Here is a 22143-nt window from a genome sequence, read left to right on the forward strand (position 1 = left end):
CCGCGGGCGGCCGTGTTCGCGCTCGTGCGCCCCGACTCAGACGAGCGAGTCGCGCCAGGCCGCGTGCAGGGCCGCGAACCGCCCGTCGCCGCCGATGAGCTCGGCCGGCGAACCGTCCTCGACGATGCGACCGTGTTCCATGACGAGCACGCGGTCGGCGATCGCGACCGTCGAGAGGCGGTGCGCGATGATGACGGCCGTGCGGTCGGCCAGCAGCGACTGCAGCCCCTCCTGCACGAGGCGCTCGCTCGGGATGTCGAGCGAGCTCGTCGCCTCGTCGAGGATCAGCACGGCCGGGTCGGCGAGGAACGCCCTCGCGAACGAGATGAGCTGCCGCTGCCCGGCGCTCACGCGCCCGCCGCGCTTGTTCACGTCGGTGTCGTACCCGTTCGGCAGGCCCTCGATGAACTCGTGCGCGCCGACCGCCTCGGCCGCGGCCACGATCTCGGCGAACGTCGCGTCGGGCTTGCCGAGCGCGATGTTGTCGGCGACCGACCCCGAGAAGAGGTACGCCTCCTGCGTGACCATGACGATCGCGCGGCGCAGGTCCTTCGGGTGCAGCGCACGCAGGTCGACGCCGTCGAGCTCGACCACGCCGTCGCTCGGGTCGTAGAACCGGGCGATGAGCTTGGCGAGCGTCGTCTTGCCGGCGCCCGTCGAGCCGACGAGCGCGATCGTCTGCCCCGCGGGCAGCTCGAGGTCGAAGCGCGGCAGGATGACCCGCTCGGGCGTGTACGCGAACTCGACGTTCTCGAACCGCACGCGGCCCTTCGCGTTCCAGAGGTCGACCGGGTGCGTCGGGTCGGGCACGCCCGGCTTCTCGTCGAGCACTCCCGAGATCTTCTCGAGCGCGCTCGAAGCCGACTGGTAGCCGTTGTAGAACACCGCGATGTCCTCCATCGGGTCGAAGAACCGCTTCACGTAGAGCACGGCCGCGAGCAGCACGCCGATCGCGAGCGAGCCGTCGACCACGCGGAACCCGCCGAGCACGATCGTCGCCGCCACGGAGACCGCGCCGATGAACGCTAGCGCCGGGTTGAACACGGTGAACAGCCCCAGCACGCGCGCGTTGACATCGCGGTAGTCCTCGACGAGGTCGCCGAACTCGTCGGCGTTGCGGCGCTCGGTGCGGAACGCCTGCACGGCCCTGATGCCCGTCATGGTCTCGACGAACTTCACGATGAGGCTCGCCGACGCCACGCGCGAACGCCGGAACAGCGCCTGCGAGCGCACCTGGAACCACCGCGTCACGAGCGTCATCGGAACGAGCGCGACGAGCAGCACGAGTCCCGACAGCGGATCGAGCAGCACGAGCGCGAGCGCCGTGAACGCCATGTAGGTGAACGAGCGCACGAGCACCACGAGTCCCTCGTCGAGGAGTTCGCGGATCGCGTCGAGGTCGCTCGTCTGCCGCGAGATGATGCGGCCCGACGTGTACGACTCGTGGAACTCGAGGCTCAGCCGCTGCGTGTGCAGGAACACGCGCGTGCGCAGGTCGATGAGCACCGCCTGGCTGACGCGCGCCGACAGGCGGATGTACACCGAGATGAGGAACGCGCCGACGACGCCCGTCGCGAGGTACGCGAGCACGGCCATGCCGGCCGGGAACCAGTCCTGCTCGAGGAGCGCGGGGATGCCGCTGTCGATGCCGTACGCGATGATCGCCGGGCCTGCGGCCTGCGCCGCCGACGAGAGTACGACGGCGAGCGCCGTGAGCCACAGGCGCGTGCGCTGCGGCCGCAGCAGCGACCCCAGGAGGCGCCCCGAACGGCGCCGGATCTCGCGCGACTCGGCGCGCGTGTAGTCGAGGCGTTCTTCGCCCTGGACGCCGCTCACGCTCATGATGCGCCTCCCGTGCTGATCGGTCCGGTCATGGTGTTCTGCAATCTGAGTTCCCGTTCGGCCGCCTCGCGTCCGGCCGCCTCGGTGTCGGATGCCGCGACCTCGCCGAATCCCGGCTGGTTCACGGCCTCGTCCTCGAGGCTGGAGATGACGAAGCGGTAGTGCTCCGACTCGCGCAGGAGGTCGGAGTGCGTGCCGACCGCGGTGATGCGGCCGTCTTCGAGGAGCGCCACCCGGTCGGCCATCATGACCGTCGAGGGGCGGTGCGCGACGATGAGCGCCGTGGTCGAGGCGAGCACCGTGCGGAGTTCGGCCTCGACGCGGGCCTCGGTCGCGACGTCGAGCGCCGAGAGCGGGTCGTCGAGCACGAGCACCGCGGGCTTGGCCGCGACCGCTCGTGCGAGCGCGAGCCGCTGACGCTGCCCGCCCGACAGGCTCATGCCCTCCTCGCCGACCTTGGTGTCGACACCCTCGGGCAGGTCGTAGGCGAAGCCCGCCTGGGCGACGCGCAGCGCCTCGTGCAGCACCTGCTCGGCGGCCTCGCCCTCGAGCTCGGGGCGCCCGAGCAGCACGTTGGCCCGTACCGAGTCGCTGAAGAGCGTCGCGTCCTCGAACGCCATGGCGACGTGCCGTCGGAGCTCCTCGCGCGTGAACGCCCGCACGTCGACGCCGTCGAGCGTGATCGAGCCGCCGGTGACGTCGTAGAGGCGCGTGGTGAGCGCCGTCATGGTCGTCTTGCCGGAGCCGGTGAGGCCCACGAGCGCCATCGTCTCCCCCGGCCGCACGTCGAGGTCGACGCCCTGCAGCAGGTCGCCGAACCGCTCGGGCGAGTCCTGGTAGCGGAACCGCACGTCGTCGAAGCGCAGTGCGCCCGACGCCCGGTCGAGCACGCGCGGCGCCTCGGGGTCGGTCACGGTGTTCTCGGCGTCGATGACCTCGAAGAACCGGTCGGTCGCGGTGCGCGCGTCGAGCGCGAACGCGAGCAGGAACCCGATCGACTCGATGGGCCAGGCGAGCATCGTCGCGGTCGCGAAGAACGCGACCAGCGCGCCGACGCTCATCTGCCCGTTCGCGGTGAGCCAGATGCCGAGGCCGAGGCACAGCGCGATCGAGAGCGCGGGCACGAGCAGCAGCCACGCCCAGATGTTCGCGTCGAGGCGCGCCTTCTCGATCTCGGTGCTGCGCAGCGACTCCGCCTGCCTGCGGAAGCTCGAGAGCGCGTGCTTGCCCCGGCCGAAGGCCTTCAGCACGCGGATGCCGTGCACCGACTCCTCGACCGCGGTCGCAAGGTCGCCCGCCTGGTCCTGGCTGCGGCGCGACATCTCGGAGTAGCGGCCCTCGAAGCGGAAGCCGACGATCCAGAGCGGCGTCGCGCACACGAAGAACACGAGCCCGAGCATCCAGTTCATCGAGATGAGGATGCCCGTGCCGACCACGATCGTGAGCAGGTTCACGAACGTGAACACGAGCCCGAACGAGAGCCAGCGGCGGACGAGGCCGAGGTCGCTCACGGCGCGCGAGAGGAGCTGCCCGCTCGGCCACTTGTCGTGGAAGCTCACGGGCAGGTCCTGCAGCTTGGCGTAGAGCGCGTTGCGCATGCGCGACTCGACCCGCGTGCCCGGGCCGACGACGACCCAGCGGCGCAGCGCGTACATCACGGCCTCGAGCGCGCCGAGGCCGAGGATGAGCAGGGCGAACGGCACGACGGCGGACGCCTCGCCGTGCGCGAGCGGGCCGTCGACCATCGACTCGAGCACCTGCGGGATGCTGAGGCCGATGAGCTGGCCCGCCGAGGCGAACACGGCGCTCAGCACGAACGCGGGCGCGGCGCGACCGATGAACGGGCGCAGGCGCCACAGCGCGCGCACCGCGTTCGGGGTGGACGTGGGGTCGGGGTGGTGCTGGGTGGCGGACAAGCCGGATCCCTTTCGAAACGGTTGCCGAGGACCGCACACTGATGGCGGATCGGCAGCGCGTGGGCTGGAACAGCGTCGCGGACGGCGACGAGAAGGCGGTGGGACCGCCGGGCGGGTCTGCCTCTGAGGAGGAAGCTCCCGCTGATCGGGCAGGCTGAGCCTGCGGAGCCGGGTCTGGCTACCCGCGAAGCGCGCCCTGGGCCGAGGAGACCGGACGCAGAGCGCTACCGGCCACGAACGGGCGGGCGTAGCTGTCTGTCTGCATGGTGTCCTCCTGCGTCATCGTCGTCTTCATCACCAGCGGGCCGCGGCGAGCGCAGCCAGCCCTACAGACTATTACGCAGGATCCCTTCCCTGCAAGACCGGATTCGTGAGTAGGCTGTGCCCACTCGTCCTGCGCTCGAGGGTCGCCCTGACTCCGCCCTCGTCGCGGCCCGAACGACGACCGAGGAGCTCTCGTGGGTGCGATCACGACCGCAGCAGCGCGCGCACGCGCGCACGGCGGCGTGTTCGCGGCGATCGCGTGCGTCGTGCTGGTGCTCGTGCTGCTCGGCACGGCGGTGCTCGATGCGCTGGCCGGCTCGTCGACCACCGGGCTGCGCAGCAGCCTCGCCTCGGCCACCGGGGTCGACGGGGCCGCGCGGTGGCAGATCCGCATGTCGGCGGATCCGGACGAGCAGGCGGATGCCGCGGCATCCGTGCTCGATCGCATGATCGTGCCGTCCGGCGCGGCCTGGGAGCGGTCGGTGCAGACCACGCCCGTCGAGGCGGAGACCGAGGGGCGCCCGTTCGACGCGGTGCTGCTCGCCGACCCCGGACTCGAGGGGCGCGCGAGCCTCGTCGACGGAGTCTGGCCCGACGACCCGCAGGCGGCCGGGGCGGCCGACGAGGCGGGTCCCGGCGCCGTCGCCACCGCCGTGCAGGCGACCGCGGCGGAGGCGCTCGGCATCGGCCTCGGCGACGTGGTCGACCTGGGCGACTCCGCGCGCACCCGGCTCGTGGTGGTCGGCACGTGGCAGCCCGTCGACGCCTCGGAGCCCGCCTGGTTCGGCGAGCCGATCGTGGCTGCAGGGCTGGTCGACGGCGCCGCCGGCCCCTTCGCGGTCGCCGACGAGGCCGACCTCGCCGACCTGCCCGCGGCGGTCGTCGTGCGCTGGACCGCGACCGTCGACGGCGCGACGCCCGAGCGGGCGGCTGCGCTGCGTTCGACGCTGCCGAACGTCGAGCCCGCCCTCCGCGCGACAGACGGCATCGGCACCGACGGGCTCGCCGCCTCGGGTGGGCTCACCGCGACGCTCGACCGCCTGCTCGCCGGGCTCACGGCCGTTCGGGCGATCGCCCCCCTGCCCGTGCTGCTGCTCGCGTTCGCCGGGTTCGCCGCGATCGACCGGCTCGCAGCGCTCCTCGCGGCGGCGCGGCGCGGCGAGACCGTGCTCCTGCGCGCTCGGGGCGCGTCGGCGCTCAGGCTGGTCGCGGGCACCGCCGCCGAGGTCGCGGCGCTGGCGATCCCGGCGGCACTCGCGGGCATCGCGATCGCGTGGGGCGTGCTCGACGCCGTCGTGCCCGGCACGCCGCGCATCCCGACGACCGCCGCGGCCGTCGGCGTCGCCTGCGTGCTCGGGTCGATCGCGCTCGTCGCCGGGCGCGCCTGGTGGGAGGCGACGCGCCCGCTGCTGCGCGGTTCGGGCGACGAGGTCGGCCGGATCCCGCGCGCGGCCGTCGCGGGCGGCGTGCTGCTCGTCGCCGTCGCCGCGGCGCTGACGCTGTGGCAGTTCCGGCTCTACGGATCCCCGCTCGTTCGCGACTCGGCCGGCGTGCTCGAGGTCGATCCGGTCGCCGTGCTCGCCCCGGTGCTCGTGCTGGTCGCGCTCGCCCTGGTCGGCAACGCCCTGATGCGTCCGATCGCGCACGGCCTCGAACGCGTCGCCGCCCGCCGACCCGGCCTCGTGCCCTCACTGCCGATGCGGCAGCTGGCCCGCCGTGCCGGGCTCTACGCCTCGGCCTCCCTCGTGACCGTGCTCGCGGTCGGCGGGCTCACGCTCACCGCCGCCTTCGCGGGCAGCTGGCAGGCGTTCGACCGCGCGGCCGCGGCCTCGGCGCTCGGCGGCGACGTCCGGGTCGCGTTCGCGGGCCGGTCGGTCGTGAGCGGCCCCGATCCGCTCGCCCTCGACGACCCGTTCGCGGGTTCCGCGCGAGTCGATGCGAGCCTCCCGGTGTTCACGGGCGAGGTGCGCATCGGTTCCGAACCGGCGACGCTCGTCGCGCTGCCCGTGCACGACGCCGACCTGGCGGGCCTGCTGCCGGCTGCGGCCGACGTGCTCGTGCCCGGGTCGCCGGGGGCCGGGGTCCCGACGGGCGCCACGTCCCTCGAGGTCCCGGTGCGGGTGACCGCGCCCGTCGGCGTTCCCGGCGAGGTCGCCGTGTCGGCGTGGGTGCTCGGCCCCGGCGGCGACGCGAGCCGGATCCCGGCCGGGTCCTTCGAGGTCGCGTCCGGCGGCGGCTCGGGCACCGCGACGCTCCCCGACGTCGACGGGCTCCGCCTGCTCGGATTCGATGCGGCCCTCACCGGCTCGCAGGGGCTCGGCGAGGTCGAGGTGGGCTTCGGAGGCGCGACCTTCGACGGCGCCGATGCGGGAGCCGCCCCTGAGCCCGAACGCACCGTGCGCGTGAGCGCCGAGCGCCCGAGCGGGCGGGCGCCCGTCGACGGCGGCGCCGAGCCGGCACCCGTGCAGGTGGTGCTCGGCGCGGCCCTCGCCGAACGCCTCGGCGCGCAGACGGGCGATTCCCTCGCGTTCCGAGTGCTCACGGGCGGTGCCGACGTGCAGGCGACCGTCGCGGGCATCACCCCCGCCGTTCCCGGTGCCGGCGACGCGGGCGTGCTCGCGGACCTCGGCGCACTCTCGGCGGCGGCGTTCCGCGCCGACGCCGGCGTTCCGGCGTCGACCGAGCGCTGGATCACCACGGCCGACCCGACCGGCGTCGCCGACGGCATCCGCGACGGCCGCACGACGGCGCTCACCGCAACCACACGAGCGGATGCGTCGTCCTCCCCGCTCATCGGCCCGGCCGTGGCCGCGCTCTGGGCCGGGGCGGGCGGCGCGCTGGCGTTCGCGGCGGTCGCCCTCGCCGCGCTCACCGCGGCACTCGCCCGCACCCGGTTCGGCGAGGTCGTCGTGCTGCGCGCGCTCGGCATGCCCGCAGGCCTGCAGGCGCGGTCGCGGTTCGCCGAGCTCGCGACCGCGGTCGGCTCCGCCGTCGCCATCGGCGCGGTCGTCGGCGCGCTCGCCGGGCTCACGACCGCCCGCGAACTGGCCCGCGCCGCCGTCGCCGGCGCGCCCGCCGGGCTGGCGGTCGACCTGCGACTCGATGCCCTGCCCTGGGCTGCGGCGCTCGTCGCGTTCCTCGCGATCGCCGCCGCGGTCGGCCTCGCGGCCGCGGCATCCGTCAGGCGACTCGCGGCGACGCCCGGCATCCGCGAGGAGGAACGATGAGCCGGGCGCACCACTCCCACCTCTCGACCGCCGGGCTGCTGCGACGCCAGCTGACCACCTCGCCGGGCGCATCGATCCTGCTCGCGATGCTCGTGCTCGCCGGGGCGCTGCTCGCGACGGCCGTGCCCCGCGCGGCGACGGCCCTCCACACCGCCGCGCTGCACGAGCAGCTGGAGTCGGTGCCCGCGGCCGAGCTCGACCTCACGGCGACCTCGCGCGAACGCCCGGGCGTCGGTCCGGCATCGGGCGCGACGACGCTCGACGAGGACGTCGCGGCCGTGTGGGGCGCGCAGGAGGACCGCCTCTCGGCGATCGTCGACGAGATGCCCGCGCCGCTCGCCGCGATCACCGAACCCCCGCTCGCGATGCTCACCGTCGCGCCCATCAGGGCGCAGGTGCCCGGCGCCGGCCCGAGCTCGCCGTCGTACCGCATCATGCCCGGTTTCGACCCGCGCATGCGCGAGCATCTCCAGCTCACCGCGGGCGACTGGCCGGCACCCGTCGACGCCGACGTGCCGTCCGACTCCCCCATCGAGCTCGTGCTCACCGGCGCCGTCGCCGAGCGAATGGAGTGGGCGATCGGCGACGAACGGATCATCGACGTCGACGGCGCCCCGCAGCCGGTCGTGCTCGCCGGCACCGTGGCGGCCGTCGACCCCGACGACGGGGTGTGGACGCATCTCGTGCCCGCGCTCGAGCCCTCGGTCGTCGACAACGGGCTCGCACCGCCCGAGATCACCGCCATCGCGTTCCTCGACCCCGCCTCCTGGGCGGACTTCGCCCGGGTCAGCGTGCCGCTGACGCTCGAGGTCTGGATCCCGATCGACACGTCGCGCATCACGGCCGACGCCACGGCAGGGCTGCAGACCATGCTCGGCCGCTTCTCGAGCGACCTTCACGTGGTCGGCGACGGCGAATGGATCGACGAGTACTTCACGGTCGGCGAGCTGGGCTTCTCGAGCAGCCTGCGCGACGAACTCGCGGTCGCGACCGCCGCCGCGACCGCGAGCGACGCCGTGCTCGCGACCGTCGCCTCCGGTCCCATCGGCGTCATGGTCGCCGTGCTCGTGCTGGGCGCTCGCGTGGTGTTCGAACGGCGACGCGAGGGCCTCGAGCTCGTCGCGGCACGCGGCGCCTCGACCGGGCAGCTGCGCGGCATCCTCGCGCTCGAGGGCGCCCTGATCGGCGTGCCCGCGGCGGTCGTCGGCGGCATCGCCGGCACGCTCGCCTTCGACGCCGACGGCGGGCCGGTCGGGTGGACGGTCGCGGCGGTCTTCGCGGCGACGCCGGCGGCGCTGCTGATCGCCTCGGCGCCCTCGCTCAGCCCGCTGCGTCGCGCCCGCGCAGACCTCGGCACGGCGGGCGGCGGACGGCTGCGCTGGATCGGCGAGCTCGTGGTCGTGCTGCTCGCCGCGACCTCCGTGGTGCTGCTGCTGCGCCGCGGCCTGGCCGGCTCCGCGGCCGCCGTCGGCGTCGACCCCCTGCTCGCCGCGGTGCCGCTGCTGCTCTCGCTCGCCGCGTGCCTCGTCGTGCTCCGGGTCTATCCGCTGCCGCTCGCGCGCATCGTGCGGTCGATGGCCGCGAAGCCGGGGCTCGTGGGCTTCCTCGGGTCGGCCCGCGCGCTGCGCGACCCGTCGGCCGGGCTCGTGCCGGTGCTCGCGGTCGTCGTGGGCGTCTCGGTCGCGGTGTTCTCGTCGGTGCTGCTCGGCACGATCCGCTCGGGCGTCGACGCCGCGGCATCCCATCGGGTGGGGGCGGATGCCTCGGTGTCGGGGCTGCCGCTGACGCAGGCGCAGCTCGGAGAGTTCGCCGACACGCCCGGCGTCGCGGCCATCGCTCCCGTGTACTCGTCGAGGAACGCCTCGATCTCGATCGACGGCCGCCAGCGCACGACGACGCTCATCGTCGTCGACGTCGCCGAGATGCGCGCCGTGCAGCAGGGCCGCCCCGATGCCACGCCGCTGCCCGAGGCACTGGCCGCCCCGGCCGCCGACGACGGCGTGCCCGTGCTGCTCTCGGGCGTCGTCGCCGCGGTGACGGCGGATGCCGACGACGTCGAGCTCGACGGCGACCCGTACTCCGTCGTCGGCGTCGTCGACGGCACCACCGCGTACTCGCCGCGCGCCAACTGGATGCTGATCGACCGCGCGAACGCGAAGCCGTACACCGACACGCTCGTGCCGCGAACCGTGCTCGTGCGGTTCGACGAGGGCGCAGACGCCGACGAGGTCGTCGCGGCGCTCGAGCGCATCGCGCCGGGCAGCACGGTCGAGACCCCCGGCAGCCTCGCCGAGGCCCTGCACTCGGGCCCGACCGTGCAGGGGCTCATCGCCGCGCTGATCGCCGCGATCGTGCTCTCCAGCCTGCTCACGGCCCTCGCGATCGTGCTCACGCTCGTCGTCGGCCGCCCGGCGCGCGAGCGCCTGCTTCCCCTGCTCGCGACGCTCGGACTCGACCGGCGCGGCGAGCGCGGGCTCGTGGCGTGGGAGATCGGCCCGGTCGCGGCGGTGTCGCTCGTCGTCGGGGCGGCGCTCGGCGCCGTGCTGCCCTTCGTGGTGCTCGGCGGGATCGACCTCAGCGCGTTCACGGGCGGTGACGCGCAACCGGCGGTCGCGTACGACCCGCTGCTCATCTCGGCGGTGCTCGCGGCATCCGTCGTCGTCACCGTCGTCGCGTCGGCGCTGGCGGCATCGCTCGGCTCGCGCATCGACGTGGCCCGCGCGATGCGCAAGGAGGAGGAAGGATGATCACGTGGCAGACACGCTGACCCACCCGCACATCCTGTGCACCGACCTGGTACGCATCTTCACCGCCGACGGCGTCGAGGTGCAGGCGCTGCAGGGGTTGAACCTGCGCGTGGATCCCGGCGAGATGGTCGCCGTCATCGGCGCCTCGGGCTCCGGCAAGTCGACGCTGCTCACGATCCTCTCCGGCCTCGACACCGCCACCGCGGGCAGTGCGAGCGTCGCCGGCCACGACCTGCTCGCCATGGGATCGCGCGAGCGCGTGCAGTACCGCAGGCACACCGTCGGCTTCGTCTGGCAGCAGGCGTCGCGCAACCTGCTCCCCTACCTGACCGCGGCCGAGAACGTCGCCCTCGCCATGAGCGTCGCCGGCACCTCGCGCGGACCCGCGCGGGCCGGCCGCGTGGGCGAGCTGCTCGACCTGCTCCGGGTCGGCGACGTGCGCGACCGGCGGCCCGCCGACCTCTCGGGAGGTCAGCAGCAGCGCGTCGCGATCGCGGTCGCCCTCGCGAACGATCCGCTCGTGCTGCTCGCCGACGAACCGACCGGCGAGCTCGACGAGGCGACCTCGTCGGCCGTGCTCGAGGCCATGCGCAGCGTCAATGAGGAGCTCGGCGTGACGACGCTCATCGTGACGCACGACCCGACCGTCTCCGGCCACGTGCGGCGCACCGTGCAGATCCGCGACGGCCGGACCTCCACCGAGGTGCTGCGCTCCACCCGCGTCGACGAGCACGGAGCAGAGGAGCACGTCGCGGAGGAGTTCGCGGTGCTCGACCGTGTGGGGCGACTGCAGCTGCCCCACGAGTTCGTGCAGCGCCTCGACCTCCACGACCGCGTGCGCCTCGCCCTCGAGCCCGACCACGTGGGCGTCTGGCCCGGCGGCGGAACGCCCTCGTCCGCGGCAGATCCCGGACCTGCGGCGCCGGCGGCCGAGGCGGCGGCCGGGCCCGAGGCCGTGCCCGGGCCCGAGGCCGTGCCCGAGGTCGGTCCTGAGTCGGCTTCCGCGCCCTCCCCCGCAGCCGATCCGCGTCAGCACCCCGAGGAGGAGGCGCGATGAGCACGCTCGCCGCCGAACACGTCAGCCGCGACTTCGAGACCGAGGCGGGCGTCGTCCACGCCGTTGCCGATGTCTCGCTCGAGGTGCGCCCGGGCGAGCTGCTCGTGGTCACCGGGCCGTCGGGCGCCGGCAAGACGACCCTGCTGAACCTGCTCGGCGGCCTCGACCGGCCGACCTCCGGCCGGGTACTCCTCGGCGATGCCGACCTGTCGACGCTCGGCGACGACGCCCTCGCCGCGATCCGGCGGGAGCAGCTCGGCTACGTGTTCCAGTCGTTCGGGCTCATCCCGGTGCTCGCGGCGTCGGAGAACGTCGAGGTGCCGCTGCGACTGCTGCGCATGCAGCCCGACGAGCGCGAGGCCCGGGTGGCCGAGGCGCTGGAGGCCGTCGGGCTCGGCGCCCACGGCGCCCAGCGCCCCTACGAGCTCTCCGGCGGTCAGCAGCGTCGCGTCGGCATCGCCAGGGCGCTCGCCGCCCGCCCGCGGCTCCTGCTGGCCGACGAGCCGACCGGTCAGCTCGATAGCGGCACGGCGGCGACGGTGATGGACCTCATCGGCGAGCTCGTGCATGCGCGCGGCGTCGCGGCCGTCGTCACGACGCACGATCCGGCGCTCGCGCGCCGGGCCGATCGCGTGCTCGAACTGCACGACGGCGTGGCGCGAGCGGCGGAGGTCAGCGCACCCTGACCGACAGGCAGGTGACGCAGCCCTCGAGCTTCTCGAACTCGCTGATGTCGACCGTGACCACCCGGTAGCCGAGGTCCGAGAGCATCGCGGCCGTCTTCGGCGCGGCCGACGACATGAGCAGCGACTCGTCGCTGAGGGCGACCACCGCGACGCCCTCGGGCTCGCCGACCGGCAGGAAGCGCGGGAACAGGCTGGGCACGTCGATGCGCTCGGGGTCTCCGATGACGGTACCGTCGGGCAGCGCGGTCACCGCGCTCTTCAGGTGCAGCGCCTTCGTCAGCGGCACCGCCACGACCTCGTAGCCGTGCGGGGCGAGGAGCGCGCGCAGCTGCCGGATGCCCTCGGCGTTCGTGCGGCTGCTGGCGCCGACGTAGACCGTCGAGCCGACCTTCAGCACGTCGCCGCCGTCGAGCGTGCCGGGTGCGATGATGCTCGCGACCGTCACCCCCGGGATCGATCGGACCGCGCGTTCGACGGCCTCGGTCTCGGGGCGACGCGACTCGGCGCCGGGGTGGGCGATGACGGCGAGGTCGCCGAACATGACGACGGCGTCCTCGACGAACACCGAGTCGGCGAGGTCGGGAGCCGCGTCGACCTCGATGGTCTCCCAGCCCTCGGCCACGAGCGCCGCGCAGTAGTTGTCCCACTGGTCGTCGGCGAGGGCGTGGTCGACCGGTCGGCGCTCGACGTGCGTGAGCAGGCCCTCGTCGAGGTTCGTCGCGGGAATGCGCACGAGCGCGATGCGGCGGGGCGCGCGCTGCGGCGCGTAGTCGAGGATGCCCCGCAGCACCCGGGGCGCGAGGAACATCTCGCCCACGACGACCGCGATGATGAAGAGCAGGTTGAGGCTCACCAGGGAGCCCACGACGAACAGGAACAGCGGGGCGGAGACGGGGTACCCGATCGACGCCGCCGTGATGGTCGTGCCGATGAGCGATGCGAGGCAGGCCGACGTGAAGCCCGTGATGAGGGTGAGGAACCACGCGCGGGTCGCGCCGGCCGCGTTGCCGACCGACAGGAGCGCCCAGGTGATGAACGCCATGAGCGCGAAGTGGCCCGAGATCTGGCCGAAGGCCTGCGGCGACTGGGCGTTGCCGATGAAGAACGCCAGCACGGCGACCACGGCGGCCAGCGCGGCGACGGCCGCGGATGCCGCGAACACCGCCAGCACCCGGCGTCCGAGCGTGGGCTCGGGTCTGAACCGGGCAGGGGTGGCGGGCGTGGCGGCGGGGGACGTCATGGCCACGAGCCTAGCGGCCCCCGCCGCACGCTCAGTTCGCGGCGTCGAGCCTCGCGTGCGCCAGCCGGTCGGCGGCGGCGAGGGTCGTCGTGCCGTGCTCCTCGGCCGAGCGCAGCACCGAGGCGACGGTGTCGCCGATGGCGGCGATGCGCGCGTCGAGTGCGGCCTGGTCGGCTCCGGGGCGGCTCGCGACGTCGAGGTAGATGACGCCGCCCGCGTTCGCCACGAAGTCGGGCGCCCAGACGATGCCGCGCGCGGCGAGCAGCCCGGCGACCTCGCGCGAGGCGAGCTGGTTGTTCGCGGCGCCGACGACGGCGCGCACCCGGAGGTCGCGCACGACCTCGGGCGTCAGCACGCCGCCGAGCCCGCACGGCACGAAGACGTCGGCCTCGACGAGGTGCGCGTCGGCGGGGTCGACCCACGCCGCCCCGAGCTCGTCGGCGAGGGCGCGCTTGCCGACCGCGACATCCGTGACGGTGAGCTCGGCCCCCGCGGCGGTGAGCGAGCGGGCGAGCCGGCCGCCGACCTGGCCGAGGCCCGAGATCACGAAGTGCCGGCCGGCGAGGTCGGGCGAGCCGAACACGTGCGCCACGGTGGCGACGATCGAGGCGTGCACGCCCGCGGCGGTGGCGTCGGCCGGTTCGCCGACGCCGCCCTGCTCGGCGGGGAGCCCGCACACGTGCTCGGTGCGTTCGGCGACGACGGCCATCAGCTCGGCGCTCGTGCCGACGTCTTCGGCGGTCATGTACGCCCCGCCGAGCGACTCGATCGCGTCGCCGAGGTCGAGCATCGCGTCGTGGATCGCGCGCCCGTCGAGGGCGAGGCCCTCGGGGATCACGACGACGGACTTGCCGCCGCCGCGCGCGAGGCCGGCCGCGGCGTTCTTCATGGTCATGGCCTGCGAGAGGCGCAGCGCGTCGGCGAGGCCGTCGGTCCAGCTCGCGTAGCGCCACAGCCGTGCGCCGCCGAGGGCCTGGCCGAGCCGGGTGGAGTGCACGGCCACGATGATCGTGAGGCCGGAACGCCGGCCGTGCGAGACGAGCACGCGTTCGTGGTCGGGTGCGTCGAGCGGGAGTGCTGCTGCGGTGGCCCCCGCCGGGATCGGGTGTGCGGGGGCGTGGGTGATCGTCATCGATCGTTCTCCTTCTGAGTCCGCCTTGTGGGCGGAGCGGTGCGGGCGCCTCATGAGCGCCTTCACCTCAAGGGTACTGCGATCGTCGGCCGCCACGACGAACGACGGATGCCGCGGGCGGCCGCCCGCGGCATCCGTCGCCGTCGTCTCGCGGGCCGCGTCGGGACGGGCCCCGGCGAGCCGCCCTGATCAGTGGAAGAAGTGGCGCTCGCCGGTGAAGTACATCGTGACGCCTGCGGCCTTCGCCGCCTCGACCACCTCGTCGTCGCGCACCGAGCCGCCGGGCTGCACGACCGCGCGCACGCCGCCGTCAAGCAGGATCTGCAGGCCGTCGGCGAAGGGGAAGAACGCGTCGGAGGCGGCCACCGAACCGGCGGCGCGGTCGCCCGCCCGCTCGACGGCGAGCCTGCACGAGTCGACCCGGTTGACCTGGCCCATGCCGACGCCGACCGAGGCGCCGCCCGAGGCGAGCAGGATGGCGTTCGACTTCACGGCACGGCACGCCCGCCACGCGAACTCGAGGTCGGCGAGGGTCGCCTCGTCGGCCGGCTCGCCCGCGGCGAGGGTCCACTCGGATGCCGGCGCGAAGCGGCGGTCGGCCTGCTGGAGCAGGAGTCCGCCCGAGACCTGCTTGAGCTCGACCGAGGTCGGCTCGAAGCCCTCGGGCAGGGTGAGCAGTCGGATGTTCTTCTTCTGCATGAGCAGCTCGAGCGCCTCGCCCTCGAACGCGGGCGCGATGAGCACCTCGGTGAAGATGCCCGAGACGGTCTGCGCCATCTCGAGCGTCACCGTGCGATTGGCCGCGATCACGCCGCCGTACGCCGACACCGGGTCGCACTCGTGGGCGCGGCGGTGCGCGTCGGCGATCGGGTCGGATGCCCCGGCCGACGCGACGGCGATGCCGCACGGGTTCGCGTGCTTGATGATCGCCACGGCGGGCTCGTCGAAGTCGAACGCGGCCCGCACGGCGGCGTCGGCGTCGACGTAGTTGTTGTACGACATCTCCTTGCCGTGCAGCACGACCGACTGGGCGATGCCGGGCCGGCCGCCGTTCGAGGCGTAGATCGCGGCCCGCTGGTGCGAGTTCTCGCCGTAGCGGAGGTCGGCGTCCTTCGACCAGGTGCCGCCCACCCACGCGGGGAACGGGGACTCCTCTGCGGGCTGGTCGGGCACGACGACCGAGCCGATCCAGCTCGCGACCGCCACGTCGTACGACGCGGTGTGCCGGAACGCCTCGCGGGCCAGCACCTGACGCTGCGCGAGGGTCGTGCCGCCCGCGGCGACGGCCGCGGCGATCTCGGCGTACCGGTCGGGCGAGACGACGACGGCGACGTTCGGGTGATTCTTCGCCGACGCGCGCACCATGGCGGGCCCGCCGATGTCGATCTGCTCGACGACCTCTGCCTCGCCGGCGCCGGAGGCGACGGTCTCGGCGAACGGGTAGAGGTTCACGACGACGAGCTCGTACGGCTTGATGTCGAGCTCGGCGAGCTGGGTCTCATGGTGCTCGAGCCGCAGGTCGGCGAGCAGGCCGGAGTGCACCGCGGGGTGCAGCGTGCGAACGCGGCCGTCGAGGTGCTCGGGGTAGCCCGTGACCTCGGCGACCTGGGTGACGGGCAGGCCCGCGTCGGCGATGGCCTTGCCCGTGCCCCCGGTCGAGACGAGCTCGACGCCGGCGGCGACGAGCTCGGTGGCGAGTTCGACGAGGCCGCGCTTGTCGCTCACCGCGATGAGCGCCCGACGCACCGGGACGACGTCGCGGGGGCGGTAGAGGCTCGGGTCGATCGTGTGTCCGCTCATCGGGCGAGTTCCTTCAGGTCGAGATGCGAATTGGCGATGTCGAGCACGGCCTGGATCAGCAGGCGTCGCTCGACGGGCTTGATGCGGTCGTGCAGCGACGACTCGGTGTCGCCAGGCAGTACGGGCACGCGCTCCTGGGCGATGATCGGGCCCCCGTCGACCGAGTTGTCGACGACGATGAGGCTCGCACCCGTCTGGTCGACGCCGGCGGCCAGCGCGTCGCGCACGCCGTGGGCACCCGGGAACTCGGGCAGGTAGGCGGGGTGCGTGTTGATGAGCGCCGGGGAGAACGCGTCGACCACCGCGGGCGGCACGAGCCGCATGAGCCCCGAGAGGATCACGAGGTCGGGCTCCCACAGGCGCACCTGCTCGATGAGCTCGGCACCCCACGCATCGCGGTCGGGGTACGCGGTGAACGGCACCGTGAAGGTCGGGATGCCGAACTCCTCGCCGAGGGCCAGGCCGTCGGCGTCGCGGTCGGCGCCGATCGCGACGACCCGAGCGGGGAACTCGACGTCTCGAGCGGCCTCGAGGAGGGAACGAAGGTTGGATCCGGTGCCAGAGATGAGCACGACGAGCTTCAGCACCATACGAGCCTACCGGGTCGTGTCGAAGGCCTCGGTGTCGTGGGCGTCGCCGTCGTCGCGGGTCGGGGGTGCGTCACGACGCCACCACGGCGCGTCGGGGTCCGTGGCGGGCGGAGCGGCCTCGCGCGGGGCATCGGATCTCGCAGGGTCCGCGCGAGGCACCGGCGTGCGCGGCGGTTCGACCGGCCGGGCGGCCGCAGGGCGCCGGGCGGGCTCGGCGCTCCGCGCCGGCTCGGGGTCGCGGGCGGGCATCGCGGCGGGCCCTGCGGGCGGCGTCGTGGCGGGCGTCGCGGTCGCGGCGGTGCGCGTCGCGACGGTGCGCGTCGCGACGGTGCGCGTCGCGACGGTGCGCGTGCTGCGCTCGTCGGACGTCGCCGTCCAGCGGTCGCGCACGGCGACATCCGACCCGGCCTCTTCGCGTCGACGCACGAGGGCCGCGTACCCGCCCGCGAGCGCGCCGACGCCGACCGTCGCAGCGGCCACGAGCCCGACCGCCACGCCGTCGGGGCCGACCTCGACGAGGCGGCCCGGCCCCACGGCGCCCGACGACCAGCGCGCCAGCAGCCCCAGCGTCGTACCCGCGACGAGCGCGGAACCCGCGGCGACCGCGAGCGGCCACCACCATCGGTCGCCCTCGCCGTGCGCAGCACGACGCCGGGTGGTGCCGATCAGCCACGCGCCGACGAACCCGAGCAGCACCGGCACGACGAGCCACAGCGCGCCGAGCGCGGGCGACTGCTCGGGAAGCGCGCCGAGCAGCGGGATGCCGGGCACCGGTCCGAGCGCCGTCGCCCCCGACGACACCACCGTGCCCGAGCCGAGGGCGAATCCGGGCCCGAGGAGCCAGGCGGCGGCCCAGACGACGACGTTCGGCAGCAGTGCGAGCTGAGCCATGGTCAGGGCGATGCCGCCGTCGACGCCCGGATCGAGTGCCTGGTACAGCCCCGCGATCGTCGCGTAGTCGAGCGTGATCGCGAGCGCGACGAGCGCTCCGGCCACCGCGAGCACCCCGAACGCGGCGCCGGCGCCGACGCGCACCGAGACCGCGGCCGCATCGACGAGGGCGGGCGGCAGCTCGGCGACGGTTCGTCGCACGAACCCGGCGTTCGCGACATCCGTCGACGGGTTCGCCGCCGACTCCCCCACGGCGCCGACGAGCGCGCCGAGCCCCACGACGAACGCCGGCAGGCCGACCGACCACCACGGATTCGCGTGCAGCGCCGGCGACTCGACCAGCGCCACCGCGCCTGCGCCCGCGAGCGCGAACACGACCATGGCCGCGACCGCACCCGTGAGCGCGTGATCAGCGGCGGCGGAACGGCGCCCGATCCGCAGTCCGGCCGCGAACGTCAGCAGTGCGATGCCGAGCAGGGCGATCGAGATCGCGAACGGGTCGCCGGCGCCCTCGAGGCCCGTGCGCGACGCCGTCACCGGGTCGACCTGCGCGGTGAGGTTCACGCCGTGGCCGAGCAGCCACACCCCCGCCGCGCCGTGCACGAAGACCATGGCGTCGACCGCGAGCCCGAAGTGCACCGCCCAGAGCAGCATGAGCGGCACGATCGCCAGGGCGAAGCCGATGAGCGCTGCGACGAGCGCCTCCAGCGAGGCGAGCAGGGCGATCGTGGTGCGTCTCATTCCTCCGGGAGCCTAGCCCGGAGTGCGGCACTCACTCGGCAGGCGTGGCGCGATCCTTCGGACCCGGGCCCTTCTTCGCGCGGGTGGTCGTGGCCGTCGCGCCGGCGGCGGGGGTCGCGCCGGCGACGGATGCCGCGGCGCCCGCGTCGCCGAGGTCGATCCGCTCGTCGGGCTCGTCGTCGGCGGCACGTTCGGGCTCGACCCCGAGCACGGCCGTGTCGCCGTCGCCCGCTCCCCCGGCTCCGTCGGCGTCGATGGCGGCCGCCTCGGCCTCTTCGGCAGCCCTGCGTGCGGCGAGGGCGGCCTCGACCTCGTCGGCCGGGCGCTGCAGCAGCTCGACGATCAGCACCAGCAGCAGCACGACGACGATCGTCCAGACCACGAGCGACGTCGTGATCGGCCGCGAGAACAGGATCACGGCGACGCCGCCGAGCGCGATCAGCGAGAACACGAGCACCCGCTGCCGACCCAGCCACGCTCCGAACGCCCCCGTCGTCAGCCCGCGCTCGGCCGCCGAGCGGCGCAGTGCGCCGAACCCGGCGTCGACGAAGCCCCGCAGCTTGCGCGGCAGCGCGCCCGGACCGCTGAGCCAGGCGATCACGGCGACCGCGACGGCGAAGATCGCGATCGCGACCGTCGTGGCCACCATGCGGTCGACGATCTGGTCGTAGATCACCTCGGCCGCGCCGGCCGGGATGATGCCGGGGGCCACCGTGCCGATGAAGTACAGGCGCGCGATGCCGAACCCGCTGCCGAGCACCAGCATCGAGACCGCGAGCGCCGACGTGGTCCAGATGATCGCCGTTCGGCGCCTGGGTGCCACGAGGATGCCGGCGACGAGGAACGCCACCGCGACCCACGGCAGCCAGGTGCCCGCGGAGACCGCGAGCGCGTACACGATCTGCACGGTCGGGAGGGCGTCGGACTGGGCGATGACGATGACGCGATCGACGTCGGGGATCGCCGAGGCGAACCCGACGCCGGCGTCGACGAGCCGCTCCTTGACCGCGGAGACGATCGGCCCCAACTGGATGCCGAGCTCGCCGGCTGCGCTGATGTCGATCGCCGTGTCGGAGCTGCCCTGCAGTGCCGCGATCGTCTGCTTGTGCGTGACGCGCAGGGCCTGCTCGAAGATGTCGCCGAACGCGTCGGAGGTGACGAACCGGTTCACGATCTGCCCCACGAGGGACTGGATGCCCTGGGTCGCCGGCCCCTCGAGCAGCCCGAGCGCCTGCTCCGCGCGCGGCGGGAGGCCGAGATCCTTGATGGCGTCGAACACCGCCGAGGTGTAGCCCTCGATGTCGACCGACTCGAGCACCGCGTCGGTCGCCTTCTCCGAGACGACGGCCTGCACCTGGGGATCGTCGGCCAACGGCGCGAAGGTCGCGACGAACGTGTCGGTGTCGACCAGCTGGGTCTTCGCCCAGGCGCCGAGCACGGCGATCGGGGCGAGCAGCACGCCGATGATCACGAGCACGGTCGCGACCGCGACGCGGCCGCGACCCGAGCGCCGGACCTTCTCGGACGCGGCGGCCTGCGCGGCCGCCGGAGCCTCGACCTCGACGCGGAGCCGCGCGTTCTCGGCCTCGAGCGCCTCGATGCGTGCGAGCAGTTCCTGATCGCCTGTCTGTGCCATGCCGTCCCCCCGACGTACCGCGTTTCCCACACCATATCGGCGCGGATGCGGCGAACGCAGCCGTTCTTCACGGGAGGACGCGAAAACGCCCGTCCGCACCCCCGCGCCGAAGCGGGGAGCAGCGGACGGGCGTTCGCCGCGAACGCGCACGGCCCGGCACACGAGCGCCGGGCCGTGGCATCCGATCAGAGTGCTGCGTAGACCTCGCGGAGCAGCTGGGCGGTCTCGGACGGTGTCTTGCCGACCTTGACGCCGGCGGCCTCGAGGGCCTCCTTCTTCGCCTGCGCGGTGCCGGCGGAGCCGGACACGATCGCGCCCGCGTGGCCCATGGTCTTGCCCTCGGGGGCGGTGAAGCCCGCGACGTAGCCGACGACCGGCTTGGTGACGTTCGCCTTGATGAAGTCGGCCGCGCGCTCCTCGGCGTCGCCGCCGATCTCGCCGATCATGACGATGGCCTTGGTCTCGGGGTCGGCCTCGAACGCCGCGAGGGCGTCGATGTGCGTCGTGCCGATGATCGGGTCGCCGCCGATGCCGATGGCCGTCGAGAAGCCGAGGTCGCGGAGCTCGTACATCATCTGGTACGTCAGCGTGCCCGACTTCGACACGAGGCCGATCGGGCCCTTGCCGGTGATGTTCGCCGGGGTGATGCCGACGAGCGACTCACCGGGGCTGATGATGCCGGGGCAGTTCGGGCCGATGATGCGGGTCTTCGCGCCCTTCTCCTTGGCGTAGGCCCAGAACTCGGCCGAGTCCTGCACGGGCACGCCCTCGGTGATGATCACGAGGAGCGGGATCTCGGCGTCGATGGCCTCGACCACGGCGTCCTTCGTGAACGCCGGCGGAACGAACGCGATCGACACGTCGGCGCCGGTCGCCGCGATGGCCTCGGCCACGCTCGCGAAGACGGGGAGCTCGACCGGGTTGCCCGAGGCATCCGTGTGCAGCACCGTGGTGCCGGCCTTGCGCGCGTTGACGCCGCCGACCACCTGGGTGCCCGCGGCGAGCATGCGCGCGGTGTGCTTGGAGCCCTCGCCGCCGGTGATGCCCTGGACGATGACCTTGGAGTCCTTGTTGAGGAAGATCGTCATTTCTGTGCGCCCCTTACGCGTTCGCCAGCTCGGCGGCCTTGTCGGCGCCCTGGTCCATGTTCTCGGCGAGGGTGACGAGCGGGTGCGCGGCCTCCTCGAGGATGCGGCGGCCCTCGACGACGTTGTTGCCGTCGAGGCGCACGACGAGCGGCTTGTTCGCGGTCGAGCCGAGCTCGGCGAGCGCGCCGACGATGCCCTTGGCGACCTGGTCGCACGCGGTGATGCCGCCGAAGACGTTGACGAACACGCTCTTGACCTGCGGGTCGCCGAGGATGATGCCGAGGCCGTTGGCCATGACCTCGGCCGAGGCGCCGCCGCCGATGTCGAGGAAGTTGGCGGGCTTGACGCCGCCGTGGTTCTCGCCCGCGTAGGCGACGACGTCGAGCGTCGACATGACGAGGCCCGCGCCGTTGCCGATGATGCCGACCTCGCCGTCGAGCTTGACGTAGTTGAGGTCGAGCGCCTTGGCGGCCGCCTCGAGCGGGTCGGCCGCGGCCTTGTCTTCGAGGAGCGCGTGGTTGGCGTGACGGAACTCGGCGTTCTCGTCGAGCGTGACCTTGCCGTCGAGCGCGATGACGTTGCCGTCTTCGTCGAGGATGAGCGGGTTGACCTCGACGAGCGTCGCGTCTTCGCCCTTGTAGACCTCGTAGAGCTTCACGAAGACGTCGGCGACCTTGTCGACCAGCTCGGCCGGGAAGTTCGCGGCGACCGCGATCTCGCGGGCCTTCGCGGCGTCGACGCCGGCGATGGGGTCGACCTCGATGCGGGCGAGCGCCTCGGGCTTCTCGACGGCGAGCTGCTCGATCTCCATGCCGCCCTCGACGCTCGTGAGCGAGAGGTAGGAGCGGTTGGCCCGGTCGAGCAGCACCGAGAAGTAGAACTCCTGCGCGATGCGCGCGCCGCCCGCGACCATGACGCGCTTGACGACGTGGCCCTTGATGTCGAGGCCGAGGATGGCCTGGGCCGCCTCGAACGCCTCGTCGGGGGTCTTGGCGACCTTGACGCCGCCCGCCTTGCCGCGGCCGCCCGTCTTCACCTGCGCCTTGACGACGACCACGCCGCCGAGCTTCTCGGCCGCGGCGCGCACCTCCTCGGCGGTGTCGGCGACGATGCCCGGGAGCACCGGGACCCCGTACTGTTCGAACAGGTCTCTGGCCTGGTACTCGTAAAGATCCACGCTCTACTTCCAATCGGTCCGCACGCGCGACCGCGCACAGTGGCTGGTGGGTGTCGCCCCGGCGAAAGTCTCTCGAAGTCGAGAGAAGCGGGGCCGCCGTCCATGCTAC

14 protein-coding genes are annotated in these 22143 nt (G+C 73.8%); 4 read left to right on the forward strand and 10 right to left on the reverse strand.

Going from position 1 to position 22143, the window contains the following annotated elements; genetic code table 11:
• Positions 1-36: 36 nt before the first annotated feature.
• Both ACFVS8_RS10445 and ACFVS8_RS10450 read right to left on the reverse strand, forming a co-directional pair.
• Positions 37-1842, reverse strand: a complete 1806-nt coding sequence (locus tag ACFVS8_RS10445; RefSeq protein WP_387061310.1) for an ABC transporter ATP-binding protein — start codon at positions 1840-1842, stop codon at positions 37-39.
• On the reverse strand, positions 1839-3758 hold the full coding sequence (locus tag ACFVS8_RS10450) for an ABC transporter ATP-binding protein (protein ID WP_387061312.1): 1920 nt from the start codon (positions 3756-3758) through the stop codon (positions 1839-1841). Before ACFVS8_RS10450 ends, ACFVS8_RS10445 begins: the two co-directional genes overlap by 4 nt.
• Before the next feature lie 458 nt (positions 3759-4216).
• Here ACFVS8_RS10450 and ACFVS8_RS10455 point away from each other — a divergent pair, with 458 nt between their 5' ends.
• From ACFVS8_RS10455 to ACFVS8_RS10470, 4 genes are read left to right on the forward strand one after another with little or no spacing between them, the layout of a single operon-like run.
• Entirely contained in the window at positions 4217-7249 is a 3033-nt protein-coding gene (locus ACFVS8_RS10455) for a hypothetical protein (protein ID WP_387061314.1), read from the forward strand.
• Positions 7246-9996 carry an FtsX-like permease family protein gene (locus ACFVS8_RS10460; RefSeq protein WP_387061316.1) on the forward strand — a complete coding sequence of 917 codons (2751 nt, stop codon included), beginning with the start codon at positions 7246-7248 and terminating at the stop codon, positions 9994-9996. The genes ACFVS8_RS10455 and ACFVS8_RS10460 overlap by 4 nt, the downstream gene beginning before the upstream one ends.
• A 4-nt stretch (positions 9997-10000) precedes the next feature.
• Positions 10001-11053: an ABC transporter ATP-binding protein gene (locus ACFVS8_RS10465; RefSeq protein ID WP_387061318.1), complete on the forward strand. Its 1053-nt coding sequence runs from the start codon at positions 10001-10003 to the stop codon at positions 11051-11053.
• Complete coding sequence (locus ACFVS8_RS10470; protein WP_387061320.1) at positions 11050-11739, forward strand: ABC transporter ATP-binding protein; 690 nt, start codon at positions 11050-11052, stop codon at positions 11737-11739. The genes ACFVS8_RS10465 and ACFVS8_RS10470 overlap by 4 nt, the downstream gene beginning before the upstream one ends.
• On the opposite strand, the gene ddaH is transcribed toward ACFVS8_RS10470, so the two are convergent.
• The 8 genes from ddaH to sucC form a co-directional block, all read right to left on the reverse strand.
• Complete coding sequence (gene ddaH, locus ACFVS8_RS10475; RefSeq protein ID WP_387061323.1) at positions 11726-12979, reverse strand: dimethylargininase; 1254 nt, start codon at positions 12977-12979, stop codon at positions 11726-11728. The two genes, ACFVS8_RS10470 and ddaH, sit on opposite strands and share 14 nt — an antisense overlap.
• Positions 12980-13010: 31 nt before the next feature.
• The gene (locus tag ACFVS8_RS10480; RefSeq protein WP_387061325.1) at positions 13011-14111 is read right to left on the reverse strand and encodes a Glu/Leu/Phe/Val dehydrogenase dimerization domain-containing protein; all 1101 of its coding nucleotides are present in this window, start codon (positions 14109-14111) and stop codon (positions 13011-13013) included.
• A 189-nt stretch (positions 14112-14300) separates the two neighbouring features.
• Positions 14301-15911: a bifunctional phosphoribosylaminoimidazolecarboxamide formyltransferase/IMP cyclohydrolase gene (purH, locus tag ACFVS8_RS10485; protein ID WP_387061327.1), complete on the reverse strand. Its 1611-nt coding sequence runs from the start codon at positions 15909-15911 to the stop codon at positions 14301-14303.
• The gene (gene purN, locus ACFVS8_RS10490; RefSeq protein ID WP_387061330.1) at positions 15908-16498 is read right to left on the reverse strand and encodes a phosphoribosylglycinamide formyltransferase; all 591 of its coding nucleotides are present in this window, start codon (positions 16496-16498) and stop codon (positions 15908-15910) included. The genes purH and purN overlap by 4 nt, the downstream gene beginning before the upstream one ends.
• Positions 16499-16507: 9 nt before the next feature.
• The gene (locus tag ACFVS8_RS10495) at positions 16508-18133 is read right to left on the reverse strand and encodes a DUF6350 family protein (RefSeq protein ID WP_387061333.1); all 1626 of its coding nucleotides are present in this window, start codon (positions 18131-18133) and stop codon (positions 16508-16510) included.
• 31 nt (positions 18134-18164) lie between these two features.
• Positions 18165-19769 (reverse strand): hypothetical protein, encoded by a 1605-nt coding sequence (locus tag ACFVS8_RS10500; protein ID WP_387061336.1) that lies wholly within the window; start codon positions 19767-19769, stop codon positions 18165-18167.
• 185 nt (positions 19770-19954) lie between these two features.
• Complete coding sequence (gene sucD / locus ACFVS8_RS10505; RefSeq protein WP_387061339.1) at positions 19955-20857, reverse strand: succinate--CoA ligase subunit alpha; 903 nt, start codon at positions 20855-20857, stop codon at positions 19955-19957.
• Between the two features lie 13 nt (positions 20858-20870).
• Positions 20871-22034 (reverse strand): ADP-forming succinate--CoA ligase subunit beta, encoded by a 1164-nt coding sequence (gene sucC / locus ACFVS8_RS10510; RefSeq protein WP_387061341.1) that lies wholly within the window; start codon positions 22032-22034, stop codon positions 20871-20873.
• Positions 22035-22143 lie beyond the last annotated feature (109 nt).

This window comes from Agromyces sp. NPDC058110 (assembly GCF_042884735.1).
Lineage (GTDB): Bacteria > Actinomycetota > Actinomycetes > Actinomycetales > Microbacteriaceae > Agromyces.